We start from the raw sequence: 16492 nt of genomic DNA, 5'->3' as shown, positions 1-16492 counted from the left end.
GCAGGCCGGATAGCGGCTAACACCTTATCCGGCCTACCCAGCCTCTGCACTTTGCCGTACACTGCGGATATCGGCTAACAGAGGGCACCCTTATGGCACTCCCCCGCATTACCCAAAAAGAGATGACCGAGCGCGAACAGCGTGAACTGAAAACGCTGCTCGACCGCGCGCGCATTGCGCATGGTCGACTGCTGACCAACGCTGAGACCAACAGCATCAAGAAAGAGTACATCGATAAACTGATGGCCTTGCGCGAAGCAGAAGCTAAAAAAGCCCGCCAGTTGAAGAAAAAGCAGGCTTACAAACCGGATGCGGAAGCATCATTTTCCTGGTCAGCGAATACGCCAACGCGCGGCAGACGTTAACGCCCTTTCTTCTTACGCCCCGGCGAGGTAAAACGCTTCCCGTTTGCCGCCGGGCGCGATTTCTCTTTCTCTGCCGATTTTTCGATTTTCACCACCGGGCGCTTAATGCCTGCGGTTTTTGGCTTCGCTTTCGCCTTCGGTTTGGCTTCTGAGGACGAGTTCTCAATCAGCTTGAACAGGTCGATCAGTTCGTCATCCGTCAGGTCGCGCCATTCACCCAGCGGCAGGCCGGACAGACCAACGTTCATGATACGTGTACGCTCAAGCTTAGTAACTTCATAGCCAAAGTGCTCGCACATACGACGGATCTGGCGGTTCAGCCCCTGAATCAGCGTGATGCGAAACACAAACGGCGCTTCTTTCTTGACCTTACATTTCTTGGTGACGGTGCCAAGGATTGGCACACCGGCACTCATCCCACGGATAAAGTCATCAGTGACCGGCTTATCTACCGTCACCAGATACTCTTTTTCGTGATCGTTACCGGCACGCAGGATTTTATTCACCAGGTCGCCGTGGTTGGTCAGAAAGATAAGCCCCTGGGAATCTTTGTCCAAACGACCGATTGGGAACACGCGCTTGCTGTGGTTAACAAAATCAACAATGTTGTCGCGTTCGCTGTCTTCAGTGGTGCTGACAATCCCTACCGGCTTGTTCAGCGCGATAAAAACCAGATCTTCCGCTTCACGCGGCTCAATCAACCGACCATTCACTTTTACGACGTCGCCAGGCATCACCTGATCGCCAATGGTGGCGCGTTTACCATTCAGGAAGACATTCCCTTGTTCGATAAAGCGATCCGCCTCGCGGCGCGAGCAGATTCCGCTTTCACTGATGTATTTATTTAATCGGATGGATGAGTCGGGCAGCATAATTTCTCCTTTGACAGCGAAATATACCCTACCTTGCGGGGGATAAAAAAGCAGAGCGTGAAAATGTGCTATCGCATCTGATTACGTAATGCCTGCGGGCTGATACCAAATCGTTTTTGAAAGTGGTAACGCAAAGAGTTTGCGCTGCCGAACCCGGTTTGCTGCGCGATCTGCTCAATACTGATATGGGATGTATTGAGCGCCTGCTGCGCACGGTTTAGCCGTTCATTCATCAGCCAACGTGCGGGAGTAAGCCCCGTTGACTCCTGAAATCGCCGCATCAACGTTCGGGGACTCATACCGACCTGGCTGGCCAGAGCGTCAAGGGTATGCTTCTGCGCGATATTGTTATGTAACCAGTCAAGCAAAAGACCAAAACGCTGGCTTTCCCGACTGCGGGCAACAGGACGCAGTTGTTGCTGAGTCTGGCTGCCATCCCTGTGGGGCTGCAGCACCAGGCGACGGGCCACGTTATTGGCAACCTCAAGTCCAAAATCAGTGCGCACCACATGCAAACATAAATCAATCCCTGCCGCACTACCTGCCGAAGTGAGCACGTCGTGGTCACCGACATACAAGACATCTTCCACAACGTTGATGGCGGGAAAGCGTCGCTGGAGTTCACTGACGTAACGCCAGTGCGTCGTCGCCTTACGGTCATCCAGCAAACCTGCCGCAGCCAGAACAAATACACCAGAACAGATAGAGATGATTCGACAACCGCGTTGATGTGCTTCACGAAGCGCATCGCATAATGCTTCCGGGACCGGTGAGTTCACGTCACGCCAGCCAGGAATGACAATAGTGTCTGCTTCCTGCAGCAATTCATATCCACCGTCCACCACGATACGAACCCCGCCAGTTGCCCTTAATTCACCTTGATCAACCGAAGCCACGGCAAAACGATACCAGCCCTCTCCCAGTTCAGGTCGCGGAAGCCCAAAAACTTCCACTGCGACGCCAAACTCAAAAGTACATAGCCCGTCATAAGCGAGTGCAACGACCAACGGGCGAGAAGATGTTGTCATGATCCTGGCGGAATCTGTCATGGTCAGAGGGTGTTTCAAGGTTAATTTTTTGATGAGATAAGAGGTAACACAACAGCTGATTTCACCACAAGAGAAAACAACACTATGAGTACCGTAACAGATATTCCAGCCGCTTCATCTGCACAAGCTATCGCCCATTTCCAGCAACGTCTGAATATGGAGACGGATTGTTCTGACGTTCATTCCGCGATGGCTGCAGACGACAAAGATTTTGTGCTTTTACATGTGGTGGGGAGTGCAGAGAGTTTTTCCCGTTGTCATGTCCCTGGCGCGATTCATCTCCCCCATCGACTGATAAATACGGAATCCTTGAAAAAATGGCCACAGGACACACTGTTTGTCGTCTATTGCGCTGGCCCACACTGTAACGGGGCCGATCGCGCGGCGCTGAAGTTGGCGCAGCTAGGTCGACCGGTGAAAATAATGATTGGTGGTATTAAGGGCTGGGAGGACGAAGGCCTGGCGTTTGCCACTACGCAATAGGACGCTGTTTCAATAGATTGATCGTTGTTAAGTCTGAACGGGCTTTTCCAACAGGAGGTTGTGGTTAACCCGTTCGGCTTTCCCCCCTTCCAACATCGTGAGCCATATCAGTAAGGCGTTACGCTGATAGTGGTAGCATTAGCGCGGTTTGTAATTTTCTGATTACATGGAGAAATGATGGAACTGCTTTTATTGAGTAACTCGACGCTGCCGGGCAAAGGCTGGATGGAACATGCGCTACCGCTGATTGCTGAGCAGCTGAATGGTCGCCGTACGGCGGTGTTTATTCCGTTCGCTGGCGTGACGCAAACCTGGGATGAATACACGGCGAAAACGGCAGCCATCTTTGCGCCAATGGGCGTCAACGTTACTGGCATTCATACCGTTGCCGATCCGATCGCTGCCATTGAAAACGCAGAGCTGGTGATTGTCGGCGGGGGTAACACCTTCCAGTTACTGAAAGAGAGCCGCGAGCGCGGACTGCTGGCGCCGATTGTGGATGTCGTCAAACGCGGTGCGCTGTACATCGGCTGGAGCGCAGGTTCTAACCTCGCCTGCCAGACCATCCGCACCACCAACGACATGCCGATTGTCGATCCAAAAGGTTTTGATGCCCTGGGTCTGTTCCCGCTGCAGATTAACCCACATTTCACCAATGCGCTTCCGGAAGGCCACAAAGGCGAAACGCGCGAACAGCGTATTCGCGAGCTTCTGGTTGTGGCACCAGAGCTGACGGTAATTGGTTTGCCGGAAGGAAACTGGATTAAGGTGAGTAACGGCCAGGCGGTTCTTGGCGGTCCGAACACTACTTACGTCTTTAAAGCGGGTGAAGACGCGGTTGCCCTTGAAGCAGGTCACTGCTTCTAACCGACGTTGCCGGATAACGGCATAAATGCCTTATCCGGCCAACCGGTCCACCTCACTCAATAATCGTCGCGCTCATCGTCCTCATCCGGCTGTTCCAGCACGCTATAGGCCACGGAACAAAACAGCGAGTTCAGACGCTGCATATCGCCCAGCAGCGCCAGGTGCAAGGAGCTGGTCTCGATGCTCTGCACGTTCTGCTGATGCAGACGGTCAACGTGCGCATGCGAATAACGACGGTTGAGAATACGGAAACGGTGCTTGCTACGGCGCAGACGACGGGCGCTGGTCACGTCACCAGAGAAGAACACCGACATCGCCAGTTGCAGATTGCTGAGCAGTTGATCGAAGAGCGCATCCAGCTCTTTCAATCCTTCCACGGAGAATGCGCGACGAGCAGCCAGCGACTTATCCGCTATCTCACTGCCCATACGTTCGACAATATCGGAAGCCTGCTCGAGGTTAAGTGACATTTCGATAATCTCCGCCCAACGGCGTGATTCCTCTTCCGCCAGTTCATCCTTTGGCATCCGCGCCAGATAGAGCTTGATTGCCGTGTATAGCACGTTAATGTCGTCCGCCATCCTGCGCAGTTCTTTCTCTTCACGCGGCTCGCCGTGCATCACCTTCTTCAGCCCGTCCATCATCTGCTCCATCGCGTCGCCGATGCGCAGAGCTTCACGAGCGGCATTGGCCAGGGCCAGCGTCGGCGTATCCAGCGCACTGACGTCCAGATGCTTGGGCTTCAAATGCGCATCCAGCTCCGGCTCATCGCGGATGATGCGCTTACAAAAACGCGCCATCGGTTCTGCGAACGGCACCATCGCCACACAGCGCACCAGGTTGTAGAAGACATGGAAGTAAATAACCAGTTCAGATTTCGGCAGCGGCAGTTCATCCATCAGATTTGCCAGCGGATGAACAAACGGCAGGATAATCAGGCTTCCCACCAGCTTAAACAGCAGGCTACCGAGCGCCACACGGCGGGCGGCGGCGTTAGCGGCGCTGTTATTAAGCATCGCCAGCAGGCCAGAGCCGAGGTTGGCGCCAATCACCAAACACAACGCCACCGGGAACGAGATAATGCCTGCCGCGGTCAGCGTTGCCGTCAGCAGCACCGCCGCAAGGCTGGAGTAACTGATAATCGCGAACATGGCGCCAATCAGCGCATCCAGCATGATATCGCCGGTGAGCGAGGCGAAAATAACCTGTACGCCGTTAGCCTGGGTGATCGGTGTTACCGCCTGCACAATCAGTTCCAGCGCCAGTAAAATCAACCCCAGTCCAATACCAACCCGCCCCAGTTGCCCCACGCGAGACTGCTTACGTCCGAGAAAGAAGATCACGCCGATAAAAATCAGCAGTGGCGACAGCCAGGAGAGATCGAAGGTCAGGATACGCGCCATCAGCGCGGTCCCGACGTCGGCGCCAAGTACAATCACCAGCGCAGGGGTGAGCGCCACGAGGTCCTGCGCGACAAACGAGGTCACCAGCATGGTGGTGGCGTTGCTGCTTTGCACCAGCGCCGTCACGCCGATACCCGCACAAAAGGCGAGCGGCTTCTTTTCAACGCTACGGCTGAGCACGGTGCGCAAGCGGGCGCCAAAGACGCGCATCACGCCGGTACGCACGATGTGGGTGCCCCACACCAGCAGCGCGACGGCAGAAAGCAGATGTAGCAGAGTTAACACGGAATCAGGTTCTCCTTATCGTTATATGTTCCTGAGGCCGAAGCCTTCATTCAGTATAAGGGTTTAAACGTAATAAAGAGACAAGGCACTCATTGAGTGCCTTGTTTGTTGTAAATAAAGATGACAGTTTTGTGAATCAGTCAGCGTCATAGCCCAGATTAGGCGCTAACCAACGTTCGACTTCCGCCACGCTCATGCCTTTACGGAAGGCGTAATCTTCAACCTGATCGCGCTGGATTTGCGCCACGGCGTAGTACTTGCTGTCTGGATGACTGAAATACCAGCCGGAAACCGACGCACCTGGCCACATCGCGAAGGATTCGGTGAGCTTCATCCCAGTGTGCGCCTCCACATCCAGTAGTTCCCAGATGGTGGCCTTTTCGGTGTGTTCCGGGCACGCCGGATAGCCCGGTGCCGGGCGAATTCCCTGATAGTTTTCGCGGATCAGCTCCTCGTTGCTGAGGTTCTCATTCGCCGCATAGCCCCAGTAGACTTTACGCACGCGCTCGTGCAGATATTCCGCGAACGCTTCCGCCAGGCGGTCGGCGATCGCTTTCACCATGATCTTGTTGTAGTCGTCATGCTGGGCTTCGAAGGCGTCCGCCAGTGCATCTTCCTCCAGACCGCCGGTAACTGCGAAAGCACCGATGTAATCCGCTTTGCCGCTCAGTTTCGGCGCAACAAAGTCAGACAGGCAGTAGTTGGCGAAACCGACTTTTTCCGTCTGCTGGCGCAGGTGATGACTGACGTTGATGACGTGCGTACGCGTCTCGTCACGGTAAATCTCGATGTCGTCACCCACGCGGTTAGCCGGGAACAAGCCCACCACGCCGCGCGGATTCAGGGTCTTCTCAGCGCTGAGTTTATCCAGCATATCATTGGCGTCTTTGAACAGACGTTTCGCCTCTTCTCCCACCACCTCATCTTCGAGGATGCGCGGGTATTTCCCGGCCAGCGACCAGGTCATAAAGAACGGCGTCCAGTCGATGTAGTTGCGCAGCGTTTCGATGCTGGCTTCAACGCTCTGTACGCCGAGGCGGTGCGCCACCGGCGGCGTGTAGTTTTCCCAGTCGAAGGCCAGATCGTTGTCGCGGGCAGCCTGTAACGTTACTGGTGGGGTCCGCGGTTTCTTACGCGCATGCTGGATACGCACGGTTTCGTACTCTTTACGCGTACGGGCGACAAAGTCATCGCGTTGAGTGTCAGAGAGGAGTGCGGCGACTACGCCAACGGTACGCGAGGCGTTCTGCACATAAACCGTTGGACCACTGTAGTTCTGCTCGATTTTCACCGCCGTGTGCGCTTTTGAGGTGGTCGCGCCGCCAATCAGCAACGGAATAGTGAACCCCTGACGCTCCATCTCTTTCGCCACGTTGACCATTTCGTCCAGCGACGGGGTAATCAGCCCGGAAAGACCAATCAGATCGGCATTCACTTCACGTGCCGTTCTGAGGATTTTCTCCGCTGGCACCATCACGCCAAGATCGACGATTTCGTAGTTGTTACATTGCAGCACCACACCAACGATGTTTTTGCCGATATCGTGCACATCGCCTTTCACGGTAGCAATGACCATCTTGCCGTTGCTGGAGCCTTTCTCTTTGCTGGCCTCAATGTACGGTTCGAGGTAGGCCACCGCCTGCTTCATCACGCGGGCGGATTTCACCACCTGCGGCAGGAACATTTTGCCCTCGCCAAACAGATCGCCAACCACGTTCATCCCGTCCATCAGCGGCCCTTCAATCACCTCGATCGGACGCGCGGCCTGCTGGCGAGCTTCTTCAGTATCCTGCTCAATAAATTCGGTAATGCCTTTCACCAGCGAATATTCGAGGCGCTTTTTCACGTCCCAACTGCGCCATTCCGCCATCTGGGCATTGGCAGTGTCATCAGTTTTGCTACCGCGATATTTCTCAGCCAGCTCCAGCAGACGCTCGGTGCCATCGTCACGACGGTTGAGGATCACATCTTCAACCGCATCGCGCAGCTCGGCGGGCAGGTCGTCGTAAATCGCCAGTTGTCCGGCGTTGACGATCCCCATGTCCATGCCGTTGCGAATGGCGTAGTAAAGGAATACCGCGTGAATGGCTTCACGAACCGGGTCGTTACCACGGAAGGAGAATGACACGTTGGAGACGCCGCCGGAGATCAGCGCGTGCGGTAGTTCGCGTTTGATGTCTTCACAGGCACCGATAAAGTCCTGCGCGTAGTTGTTATGCTCATCAATCCCGGTCGCGACCGCAAAGATGTTCGGGTCGAAGATAATGTCTTCCGGCGGGAAGCCTACCTCTTCGGTAAGAATTTTGTACGCCCGTCGGCAAATCTCAATTTTACGCGCTCGGGTGTCGGCCTGCCCCTGCTCGTCAAAGGCCATCACCACCACTGCGGCACCGTAGCGTCGCAGCAACTTCGCGTGGTGGATAAAGGTCTCAACCCCCTCTTTCATCGAGATGGAGTTAACGATGCCTTTACCCTGAATGCACTTCAGCCCTTTTTCGATGACGTCCCATTTTGAGGAGTCGATCATAATCGGCACGCGGGCGATATCCGGCTCACCGGCGATAAGGTTGAGAAAACGCACCATCGCCGCTTCGGCGTCGAGCATCCCCTCATCCATGTTGATATCGATAATCTGTGCGCCGCTTTCCACCTGCTGACGGGCGACATCCAGCGCTTCGTTGTATTTCTCTTCTTTGATCAGTCGCTTAAATTTCGCCGAACCGGTGACGTTGGTACGCTCGCCGACGTTCACAAACAGGCTATCGTCGCCAATATTCAACGGTTCAAGGCCAGACAGACGGCAGGCTACCGGGATTTCCGGCAAGCGGCGCGGCGGCAAGCCTTCCACTGCGCGGCTCATCGCGGCGATGTGTTCCGGCGTGGTGCCGCAGCAGCCGCCGACCACGTTGAGGAAGCCCGCTTGCGCCCACTCGCGTATTTGCGCCGCCATAGTGTCTGCATCAAGATCGTATTCGCCAAAGGCGTTCGGCAACCCGGCGTTCGGGTGCGCGGTAACGTAGCATTCGGCAATGCGCGACAGCTCCTGCACGTACTGGCGCAACTCGTCAGGGCCTAAGGCGCAGTTCAGACCGAAGGTCAGCGCATCGGCGTGGCGCAGTGAGTTATAGAACGCTTCGGTTGTCTGACCGGAGAGCGTACGCCCGGAAGCATCGGTGATAGTGCCGGAGAGCATAATCGGCAACTCAACGCCCAGCGCTTCAAATTCGGTTTTAACCGCGAAAATAGCGGCTTTGGCGTTCAGGGTATCGAAGACGGTTTCAATCAGGATCAGGTCGCTGCCACCTTCCACCAGCGCTTTGGTGGATTCACGGTAGGCGGCCACCAGCTGATCAAAGGTAATATTGCGGTAAGCCGGGTCGTTGACGTCAGGCGAGATAGACGCCGTACGGTTGGTTGGGCCAAGCACGCCCGCGACATAGCGCGGTTTTTCCGGTGTGCGTGTCGTCCATTCGTCTGCCGCCGCGCGCGCCAGTTTGGCTGCCGCAAAGTTGATTTCCGCCGACAGGGATTCCATCTGGTAATCCGCCATGGCGATAGTCGTGGAGTTAAAGGTGTTGGTTTCGATGATATCCGCGCCCGCCTCAAAATAGGCGTTATGGATGGCGGCGATCACCTCAGGTTTGCTGAGCACCAACAGGTCGTTGTTGCCTTTCAGATCGCACGGCCAGTCGGCAAAGCGTTCGCCGCGGAAATCCTCTTCGCTCAGACGATATCCCTGGATCATGGTGCCCATACCGCCGTCCAGCACCAGAATACGTTCATTTAACTGCTGACGTAATTGTTCAACTTTGCTGCTCACACTCGCTCCCGACAACGCTCAACCAGACCGAAAAAAACTCAACAGACCATACTGGCACAAACCTGAGAGGTGGAAAAGAGAACAACGGCCAACATGAGACATGTTCAGCTTCACTCATCCGATCAGTACAGGAATTCTTGCATTATAATTGAATAAAACGAAAATGATTTCCACGATACAGAAAAGGAGTCCGCCATGGTTGCCACAATCCCCGCGAAACGCGGTAGAAAACCCGCCGCTGCTACCACGCCTGCAACCGGGCAGGTTCAGTCTCTGACCCGCGGCCTGAAGCTACTGGAGTGGATTGCGGAATCCAACGGCAGCGTGGCGCTAACCGAGCTGGCACAGCAGGCCGGCTTGCCAAACTCCACGACTCACCGTTTGTTGACCACCATGCAGCAGCAAGGATTTGTCCGTCAGGTGGGTGAATTAGGCCACTGGGCCGTGGGTGCGCATGCGTTTATCGTCGGCAGCAGCTTTTTGCAAAGCCGTAATTTGCTGGCGATTGTCCACCCGATCCTGCGCAAGCTGATGGAAGACTCCGGTGAGACGGTAAACCTGGCCGTGCTGGATCAAAGCGACCATCAGGCCATTATTATCGACCAGGTGCAGTGTACCCAGCTGATGCGCATGTCCGCGCCTATCGGCGGCAAACTGCCGATGCACGCCTCCGGTGCGGGTAAGGCGTTTTTATCCCAACTGAGTGAAGAACAGGTGACTGGCCTGCTGCACCGTAAAGGGCTGCACGCATACACCCACGCCACGCTGGTGTCGCCGGTGCATCTGAAAGAGGATTTAGCCCAGACGCGCAAGCGCGGCTACTCCTTTGATGATGAGGAGCATGCGCTGGGTCTGCGCTGCGTGGCGTCGTGCATTTATGATGAACACCGCGAGCCGTTTGCCGCTATTTCCATCTCCGGACCCATTTCGCGCATTACCGACGATCGAGTGACCGAGTTTGGCGCCATGGCGATCAAAGCGGCGAAAGAAGTCACGCTGGCATACGGCGGATTTCGTTAAGAAAGGGTTGCCGGGCATCAAGCCGCAAATCTGATGCAAAACCGCTGTTTGCGCCGGTAGGCGTAAACATCTTCCACGTGTCCTTCACGGATCCGCGTTTGCAGACCTCGCCAGTAGTCGGCGCTGAACAGGTCAGCATGCATCTCTTCAAATAGCGGCCCGATACGCGGGTCAGCGCATAGCCAGTGACGAAACTCTTCCGGGAAGACATCCCCCGGCGATACGCTATACCACGGTTCAGCGCTCATCTCATCTTCCGGGTAACGCGGCGGCGGGATATGACGGAAATTCACCTCCGTCATGTAGCAAATTTCATCGTAGTCGTAGAACACCACGCGCCCGTGGCGAGTCACGCCGAAGTTCTTAAACAGCATATCGCCGGGGAAAATATTGGCGGCGGCCAGCTGACGAATGGCATTGCCGTACTCTTCAATTGCATCGCGCAGTTGCTGGCCTTCGACCTGCTCCAGCCAGATATTGAGCGGCACCATCCGTCGTTCGATATACAAATGGCGAATGACAATCTGCTCGCCGAGATCGGTAATTTTTTCCGGGGCTTCCTGTAGCAACAGCGCCATCAGCGACGGATCGATTTGCCGTTTATCCAGCACAAAGTTCTCGAACTCCTGAGTATCAGCCATCCGCCCGACACGATCGTGCTCCTTGACCAGTTGATAACAGGCGCGGACGTGGGCGGCCGACATCTCTTTTTGCGGCGCAAATTTGTCTTTGATGACTTTAAAGACGCGGTCGAAGCCTGGCAGGGTAAATACCAGCATCACCATGCCGCGGATCCCCGGCGCTTCGATAAATTGCTCATCGCAATGGGCAAGATAAAGCAGATATTCGCGGTAACTTTCGGTCTTCGCGTGTTTCTGACAGCCGATCGCCATATACAATTCAGCGGTGGTTTTACCGGGCAGGATCTCGCGCAGCCACTCCACTAACGCGGCGGGCAGCGGGGCGTAAACCATAAAATACGAGCGGGCGAAGCCAAACACGATACTGGCTTCCGCCGTTGTGGTCAGGCAGGTATCGACAAACAGTTCGCCCTCGTCAGTACGGTGAATTGGCAGTAAAAACGGCAGCGTCCCGGAAGGGGTAATCAACTTCCCGACCAGCCAGGCGGCCTTGTTGCGATAAAACAGTTCGTTCGCCACCTGCAAATGACTGCGCTGCAACAGATCCGCCCCCAGCGTTTCGGTCAGGTGTTCGATGATGTAGTGGATATCCCGATGTCTGTTCTGCCACGGCAGACGCAAGGGCAGATCGCTGAGGACGCGCGTAAGCAGCCACTCCCAGCCGGTATCGGGAAAAAAGTCTTTCGCCAACGGGCGTGGGATCGTGCGAAAACGGCGCTCTGGCTGAGAGCTGAAAATAAACAGTCGCTCGGGAGTCAGCGAGCGGTGGTCAAATAACCGGCAATAGACGGAGTTAAAGAAACTCTCCGCAATCTCGAAGCGTGGATAATCTGGCAATAGCCGGGTGTAATGCTCTTTCACGCGAAGTAAAAAATCCGCGTCGGTACTTTTGCCATCAGTAATGCAGCGCAGTTGCTCCACCACCAGACCCACATGATGATCGTAAAGGTGGATACGGCTTTTCATCGCCTGCTGAACCGCGTGCCAGTCGGCATGTTCAAAACGCTGCTGCGCGCCGGAGGTCACTTCCAGAAAACGCCCGTACTGGGCGTCGAAACCTTGCAAAATCGTCTGAGCAATCAGTAATTCCAGGCCACGCGTCATCAATTTCTCCCATCCGGCACAATGTCATGCCGGATGGCGCGTTCGCTTATCCGGCCTACATCCTTTCGTAGGCCCGGTAAGCGCAGCGCCACCGGGCATTGATCAAAACTGCGATTCTTCAGTCGAGCCGGTCAGCGCGGTCACTGAAGAAGTGCCGCCCTGAATGATGGTGGTTACTTTGTCGAAGTAGCCTGTCCCTACTTCCTGCTGATGGGACACGAAGGTGTAACCGTCTTTAGCCGCCGCAAATTCCGGCTGCTGAACCTTCTCAACGTAGTGGCGCATGCCCTCACCCTGCGCATAGGAATGCGCGAGGTCGAACATGTTGAACCACATGCTGTGGATACCCGCCAGCGTAATGAACTGGTATTTGTAACCCATATCGGACAGCTGTTGCTGGAAGCTGGCAATGGTTTTGTCATCCAGGTTTTTCTGCCAGTTAAACGATGGCGAACAGTTGTAGGCCAGCAGTTTGCCTGGGAATTTCGCATGAATAGCATCGGCAAAGCGCTTCGCCAGTTCGAGGTCCGGCGTGGAGGTTTCACACCACACCAGATCCGCATACGGTGCGTAGGCCAGGCCACGGCTGATCGCCTGCTCAATGCCCGCATGCGTACGGTAGAACCCTTCGCTGGTACGTTCGCCAGTGATGAACTCGCTATCGTATGGGTCGCAATCAGACGTAATCAGATCGGCTGCGTCAGCATCGGTACGCGCAATCACCAGCGTCGGAACGCCCATAACGTCTGCAGCCAGACGGGCTGCCACCAGTTTCTGGATAGCTTCCTGAGTCGGCACCAGGACTTTGCCACCCATGTGACCACATTTTTTCACCGATGCGAGCTGATCTTCGAAGTGAACGGCCGCTGCACCAGCCTCAATCATCGATTTCATCAGTTCAAACGCGTTCAGTACCCCGCCAAAACCCGCTTCCGCATCGGCAACGATCGGCAGGAAGTAATCCACATAGCGCGGATCGTTCGGCTCAATACCGGTTGACCATTGGATCTGATCGGCACGACGGAATGTGTTGTTGATCCTGTCCACCACCGCCGGAACGGAGTTCGCTGGATACAACGATTGATCCGGATACATGCTGGACGCCAGGTTGGCATCTGCCGCCACCTGCCAGCCTGAAAGGTAGACCGCTTCAATACCAGCTTTCGCTTGCTGCAGCGCCTGACCACCAGTCAGCGCACCGAGGCTGTTGATATAACCTTTCTTCGATTCGCCGTGTAGCAGACGCCACATTTTCGCCGCGCCAAGCTGCGCCAGCGTGCATTCCGGGTTGACCGAGCCACGTAATTTCACCACTTCCTCCGCGCTATAGGGGCGGGTGATGCCTTCCCAACGCGGTTGAGTCCATTCTTGCTGTAATTCTTCGATTTGTTGAGTACGGGTTTTCATGTGCAGATGCTCCATTAGGATAAATTGTGGGTAAATTAGGCCAACAGGCGGTAGCCCGGTAACGTCAGGAAGTCAATTAACTCGTCGGAAGTGGTGATTTGCTCCATCAGGCGCGCGGCATCGTCAAAACGCCCGCTGCTGTAGCGGTGTTCCCCCAGTTCGTCCTGAATCACCAACATCTCTTCGGCCAGCATCTGGCGGAACAACGGTTTGGTAACCGGTTTGCCGTTGCTGAGCGTTTTCTGGTGGTGGATCCACTGCCAGATGGAAGTACGAGAGATTTCGGCGGTGGCCGCATCTTCCATCAGACCGTAAATCGGTACGCAGCCGTTACCGGAGATCCACGCTTCGATGTACTGCACCGCGACACGAATGTTGGCACGCATGCCTTCTTCAGTACGCTCACCTTCACAGGGTGCCAGCAATTGTTCTGCGGTAATCGGCGCATCTTCTTCACGGGTCACGAACAGCTGATTTTTATTTTCACCGAGTACGTCGTTGAACACCGCCATTGCGGTATCTGCCAGTCCTGGATGGGCAATCCATGTGCCGTCATGACCGTTATTGGCTTCCAGCGCTTTGTCCGCTTTTACCTTGGTCAGAACCTGGTTGTTACGTTCCGCATCTTTGCTGGGAATGAACGCGGCCATGCCGCCCATCGCGAACGCGCCGCGTTTATGACAGGTTTTAATCAGCAGACGCGAATACGCACTGAGGAATGGCTTATCCATCGTCACCACCTGACGATCCGGCAACACGCGATCCGGGTGGTTCTTTAGGGTTTTGATATAGCTGAAAATGTAGTCCCAGCGACCGCAGTTCAGGCCCACAATGTGGTCACGCAGCGCGTGCAGAATTTCGTCCATCTGGAAAACGGCTGGCAGCGTTTCAATCAGCAGGGTCGCTTTAATTGTGCCGCGCGACAGATTAAAGCGATCCTCTGCATAGCTGAACACTTCGCTCCACCATGCCGCTTCTTGCCAGGCCTGCGTTTTGGGTAGATAGAAATAAGGGCCACTGCCTTTTGCTAGCAACGTTTTGTGGTTGTGGAAGAAATAGAGGGCGAAGTCGAACAGGCTGCCCGGGATCGATTCGCCACGCCAGGTGACGTGTTTTTCCGGCAGATGCAGACCGCGAACGCGGCACACTAACAGGGCCGGATTGGGTTTGAGTTGATAAATTTTACCGGCTTCGTTGGTGTAGCTAATGGTGCCATTGACTGCATCGCGCAAGTTGATCTGCCCGTCGATAACTTTGCTCCACTCAGGAGCCAGCGAATCTTCAAAATCAGCCATAAAGACTTTGACGTTCGCGTTCAGCGCGTTGATAACCATCTTGCGCTCAACCGGTCCGGTAATCTCTACACGGCGATCCAGTAAATCATCAGGAATACCGCGAACTTTCCAGTTACCTTCACGAATGGAAGCTGTTTCCGAAATAAAGTCAGGCAACTTACCGTCATCAATATCCTGCTGCTGCTGGATACGTGCAGCCAGAAGTTTATTCCGCTTTGGCGTAAATCTTGTCACCAGCTCGGTCAGAAACTCCACCGCTTCAGCGGTCAGAATCTGCTGTTCCTGTTCGCCACGCGGCCTGGTGAAGATCAGTTCATCGGTTGTCGTTGCCTGTTGATTCATTGCGTAGTTCCTCGTCATTGATCCAAACACATCCCCAATGCGAACGAAGGATCGTTGTGCGGTTTTCGTTCAGCACAACTAAGACTACTCATTTAAATTTCAAAATCAAAAACAATTTCCATTTTTAATTTAATTATCAATTAACCTATTGATAACAATATAAATAAAATTTAATTACACAGTGAGGTGCGTTTCGGAAATAAAAAAGGCACCCGAAGGTGCCTGATTCAACATGCTGAAACGCTTAAGGATCGTCTGTTACAGAAGATTAATCCAGCGTTGGATTCATGTGACGTAGATCATATGGCGTGATCTGGTAAACGTAATAGTTGAGCCAGTTGGTAAACAACAGATTGCCGTGGCTACGCCAGGTTGCCCGCGGTTTATTTTGCGGGTCATCTTTTGGGAAGTAGTTATAGGGCACTTCCGGCGTTAAGCCCGCTTCGACGTCACGAAAATATTCACTGCCGAGTGTATGGGCGTCATATTCAGGATGGCCCGTTACGAAGGCGATACGTTTATCTTTGCTGGCAAACAGGTAGGCATCTCCCTCTTCTGTTTCGGCAAAAATCTCGAGATCGGTGTAGTCCCTGATAAGGGCAGCAGGAAAATCGGCATAGCGCGAATGCGGGGCCAGGAACGCATCATCAAATCCACGCGTCAGCAGCGCATGAGGATGAAGAATATGGTGCTCATAGACGCCTGAGAGTTTATCCGTACGGGTTTGCTTGGGAATTCCGTACAAGATATTTAATGCAGCTTGCACCGCCCAACAGACAAAGAGCGTCGATGTAACATGATCTTTCGCCCATTCAAGCACTTGTTTAATCTGCGGCCAGTAAGCCACGTCATTAAATTCAACCAGACCCAACGGCGCGCCGGTCACGATTAGCCCATCAAAGTTCTGATCGCAGATATCCTCGAAATTACAGTAAAAGTTATTCAGATGCTCCGTAGGGGTGTTGCGTGACTCGCGGGCATCAATGCGCAATAGCTGAACATCTACCTGCAGCGGTGAGTTAGAGAGTAAACGCAGGAACTGGTTTTCCGTTTCAATCTTCTTGGGCATCAGGTTGAGGATGAGCACCTTCAGTGGACGAATTTCCTGACCAGAAGCGCGAGATGACGTCATCACAAAGACGTTTTCCTCACGCAAGAAATTGACGGCGGGTAGCTCGTCCTGCACGCGAATTGGCATAACCTGATAACCTCACTACATACGTTTAAACGTTTAGACATCCAGATAGCTGAAGATACCCAGGAATCATGCGAATGTCGAGCCTGCATCCTCAAGTTGAGAAAGTTTCACGGCTCCTTGCTGTAGATTAGTGCAGTAAAGAAAAAAGGAGAATGCTATTCGTCGTTCGCGCAACAGGCAATGTGCTGCCGGGAGAGCCTGGTGTGCTGCGCTTCTCAGGCCTGAACACCGGTTACAACATGATGGGCTGGATAAAATGGTACGCTGCATCCGGCAGTTTTCACTCCCTGCAGACGCAAAAAAGCCCATCCGGCAGGATGGGCTTCTTCACTTATTTGATG

The 16492-nt window shown here is 54.3% G+C and carries 13 protein-coding genes; 5 read left to right on the top strand and 8 right to left on the bottom strand.

Going from position 1 to position 16492, the window contains the following annotated elements:
• Positions 1-92 precede the first annotated feature (92 nt).
• A complete protein-coding gene (locus tag FDW87_RS08965) occupies positions 93-365 on the top strand; it encodes a DUF3811 domain-containing protein (protein ID WP_003826541.1) in 273 nt (90 codons plus the stop codon).
• Here the strand turns inward: FDW87_RS08965 and rluF are convergent.
• Together rluF and ftrA are read right to left on the bottom strand one after the other, a co-directional pair.
• Entirely contained in the window at positions 362-1237 is an 876-nt protein-coding gene (gene rluF, locus FDW87_RS08960) for a 23S rRNA pseudouridine(2604) synthase RluF (RefSeq protein ID WP_016155331.1), read from the bottom strand. The two genes, FDW87_RS08965 and rluF, sit on opposite strands and share 4 nt — an antisense overlap.
• 68 nt (positions 1238-1305) lie before the next feature.
• Complete coding sequence (gene ftrA / locus FDW87_RS08955) at positions 1306-2286, bottom strand: transcriptional regulator FtrA (RefSeq protein WP_049268475.1); 981 nt, start codon at positions 2284-2286, stop codon at positions 1306-1308.
• 84 nt (positions 2287-2370) lie between these two features.
• Here ftrA and FDW87_RS08950 point away from each other — a divergent pair, with 84 nt between their 5' ends.
• Together FDW87_RS08950 and pepE are read left to right on the top strand one after the other, a co-directional pair.
• Complete coding sequence (locus tag FDW87_RS08950) at positions 2371-2769, top strand: rhodanese-like domain-containing protein (protein WP_016155431.1); 399 nt, start codon at positions 2371-2373, stop codon at positions 2767-2769.
• 177 nt (positions 2770-2946) lie between these two features.
• Positions 2947-3636 carry a dipeptidase PepE gene (pepE, locus tag FDW87_RS08945; RefSeq protein ID WP_016155430.1) on the top strand — a complete coding sequence of 230 codons (690 nt, stop codon included), beginning with the start codon at positions 2947-2949 and terminating at the stop codon, positions 3634-3636.
• Positions 3637-3692: 56 nt separating this feature from the next.
• On the opposite strand, the gene FDW87_RS08940 is transcribed toward pepE, so the two are convergent.
• Together FDW87_RS08940 and metH are read right to left on the bottom strand one after the other, a co-directional pair.
• A complete protein-coding gene (locus FDW87_RS08940) occupies positions 3693-5324 on the bottom strand; it encodes a Na/Pi cotransporter family protein (protein ID WP_016155429.1) in 1632 nt (543 codons plus the stop codon).
• A 136-nt stretch (positions 5325-5460) separates the two neighbouring features.
• Positions 5461-9144, bottom strand: coding sequence for a methionine synthase (gene metH / locus FDW87_RS08935; protein ID WP_016155326.1), 3684 nt, complete (start codon positions 9142-9144; stop codon positions 5461-5463).
• 195 nt (positions 9145-9339) lie between these two features.
• Between metH and iclR the strand changes: the two genes are divergently transcribed.
• Complete coding sequence (iclR, locus tag FDW87_RS08930) at positions 9340-10164, top strand: glyoxylate bypass operon transcriptional repressor IclR (RefSeq protein ID WP_047357748.1); 825 nt, start codon at positions 9340-9342, stop codon at positions 10162-10164.
• A 17-nt stretch (positions 10165-10181) separates the two neighbouring features.
• Here the strand turns inward: iclR and aceK are convergent, their stop codons facing one another.
• The 4 genes from aceK to metA form a co-directional block, all read right to left on the bottom strand.
• Positions 10182-11909 carry a bifunctional isocitrate dehydrogenase kinase/phosphatase gene (aceK, locus tag FDW87_RS08925; RefSeq protein ID WP_019077886.1) on the bottom strand — a complete coding sequence of 576 codons (1728 nt, stop codon included), beginning with the start codon at positions 11907-11909 and terminating at the stop codon, positions 10182-10184.
• 102 nt (positions 11910-12011) lie between these two features.
• A complete protein-coding gene (gene aceA / locus FDW87_RS08920; protein WP_049268477.1) occupies positions 12012-13316 on the bottom strand; it encodes an isocitrate lyase in 1305 nt (434 codons plus the stop codon).
• 35 nt (positions 13317-13351) lie between these two features.
• Entirely contained in the window at positions 13352-14953 is a 1602-nt protein-coding gene (gene aceB, locus FDW87_RS08915) for a malate synthase A (RefSeq protein ID WP_103284363.1), read from the bottom strand.
• Positions 14954-15221: 268 nt separating this feature from the next.
• Positions 15222-16151, bottom strand: coding sequence for a homoserine O-succinyltransferase (gene metA / locus FDW87_RS08910; protein WP_016155321.1), 930 nt, complete (start codon positions 16149-16151; stop codon positions 15222-15224).
• Between the two features lie 152 nt (positions 16152-16303).
• Here metA and FDW87_RS21185 point away from each other — a divergent pair.
• The coding region (locus tag FDW87_RS21185; RefSeq protein ID WP_137379667.1) for a hypothetical protein at positions 16304-16492 on the top strand (189 nt) is incomplete at its 3' end.

This window comes from Citrobacter sp. wls826, assembly GCF_005281245.1.
Taxonomy (GTDB): domain Bacteria; phylum Pseudomonadota; class Gammaproteobacteria; order Enterobacterales; family Enterobacteriaceae; genus Citrobacter; species Citrobacter braakii.
The sequence above is the reverse complement of the archived record's forward strand: the minus strand, read 5'-3'. Positions and strand labels throughout refer to the sequence as shown.

What these genes read in the sequence shown, in the direction of transcription:
- ftrA (WP_049268475.1), bottom strand. Translation starts at nt 2,286, where the DNA reads ATGACAGATTCCGCCAGGATCATGACAACATCTTCTCGCCCGTTGGTC.
- aceA (WP_049268477.1), bottom strand. Translation starts at nt 13,316, where the DNA reads ATGAAAACCCGTACTCAACAAATCGAAGAATTACAGCAAGAATGGACT.
- aceK (WP_019077886.1), bottom strand. Translation starts at nt 11,909, where the DNA reads ATGACGCGTGGCCTGGAATTACTGATTGCTCAGACGATTTTGCAAGGT.
- rluF (WP_016155331.1), bottom strand. Translation starts at nt 1,237, where the DNA reads ATGCTGCCCGACTCATCCATCCGATTAAATAAATACATCAGTGAAAGC.
- FDW87_RS08950 (WP_016155431.1), top strand. Translation starts at nt 2,371, where the DNA reads ATGAGTACCGTAACAGATATTCCAGCCGCTTCATCTGCACAAGCTATC.
- FDW87_RS08965 (WP_003826541.1), top strand. Translation starts at nt 93, where the DNA reads ATGGCACTCCCCCGCATTACCCAAAAAGAGATGACCGAGCGCGAACAG.
- pepE (WP_016155430.1), top strand. Translation starts at nt 2,947, where the DNA reads ATGGAACTGCTTTTATTGAGTAACTCGACGCTGCCGGGCAAAGGCTGG.
- metA (WP_016155321.1), bottom strand. Translation starts at nt 16,151, where the DNA reads ATGCCAATTCGCGTGCAGGACGAGCTACCCGCCGTCAATTTCTTGCGT.
- aceB (WP_103284363.1), bottom strand. Translation starts at nt 14,953, where the DNA reads ATGAATCAACAGGCAACGACAACCGATGAACTGATCTTCACCAGGCCG.
- iclR (WP_047357748.1), top strand. Translation starts at nt 9,340, where the DNA reads ATGGTTGCCACAATCCCCGCGAAACGCGGTAGAAAACCCGCCGCTGCT.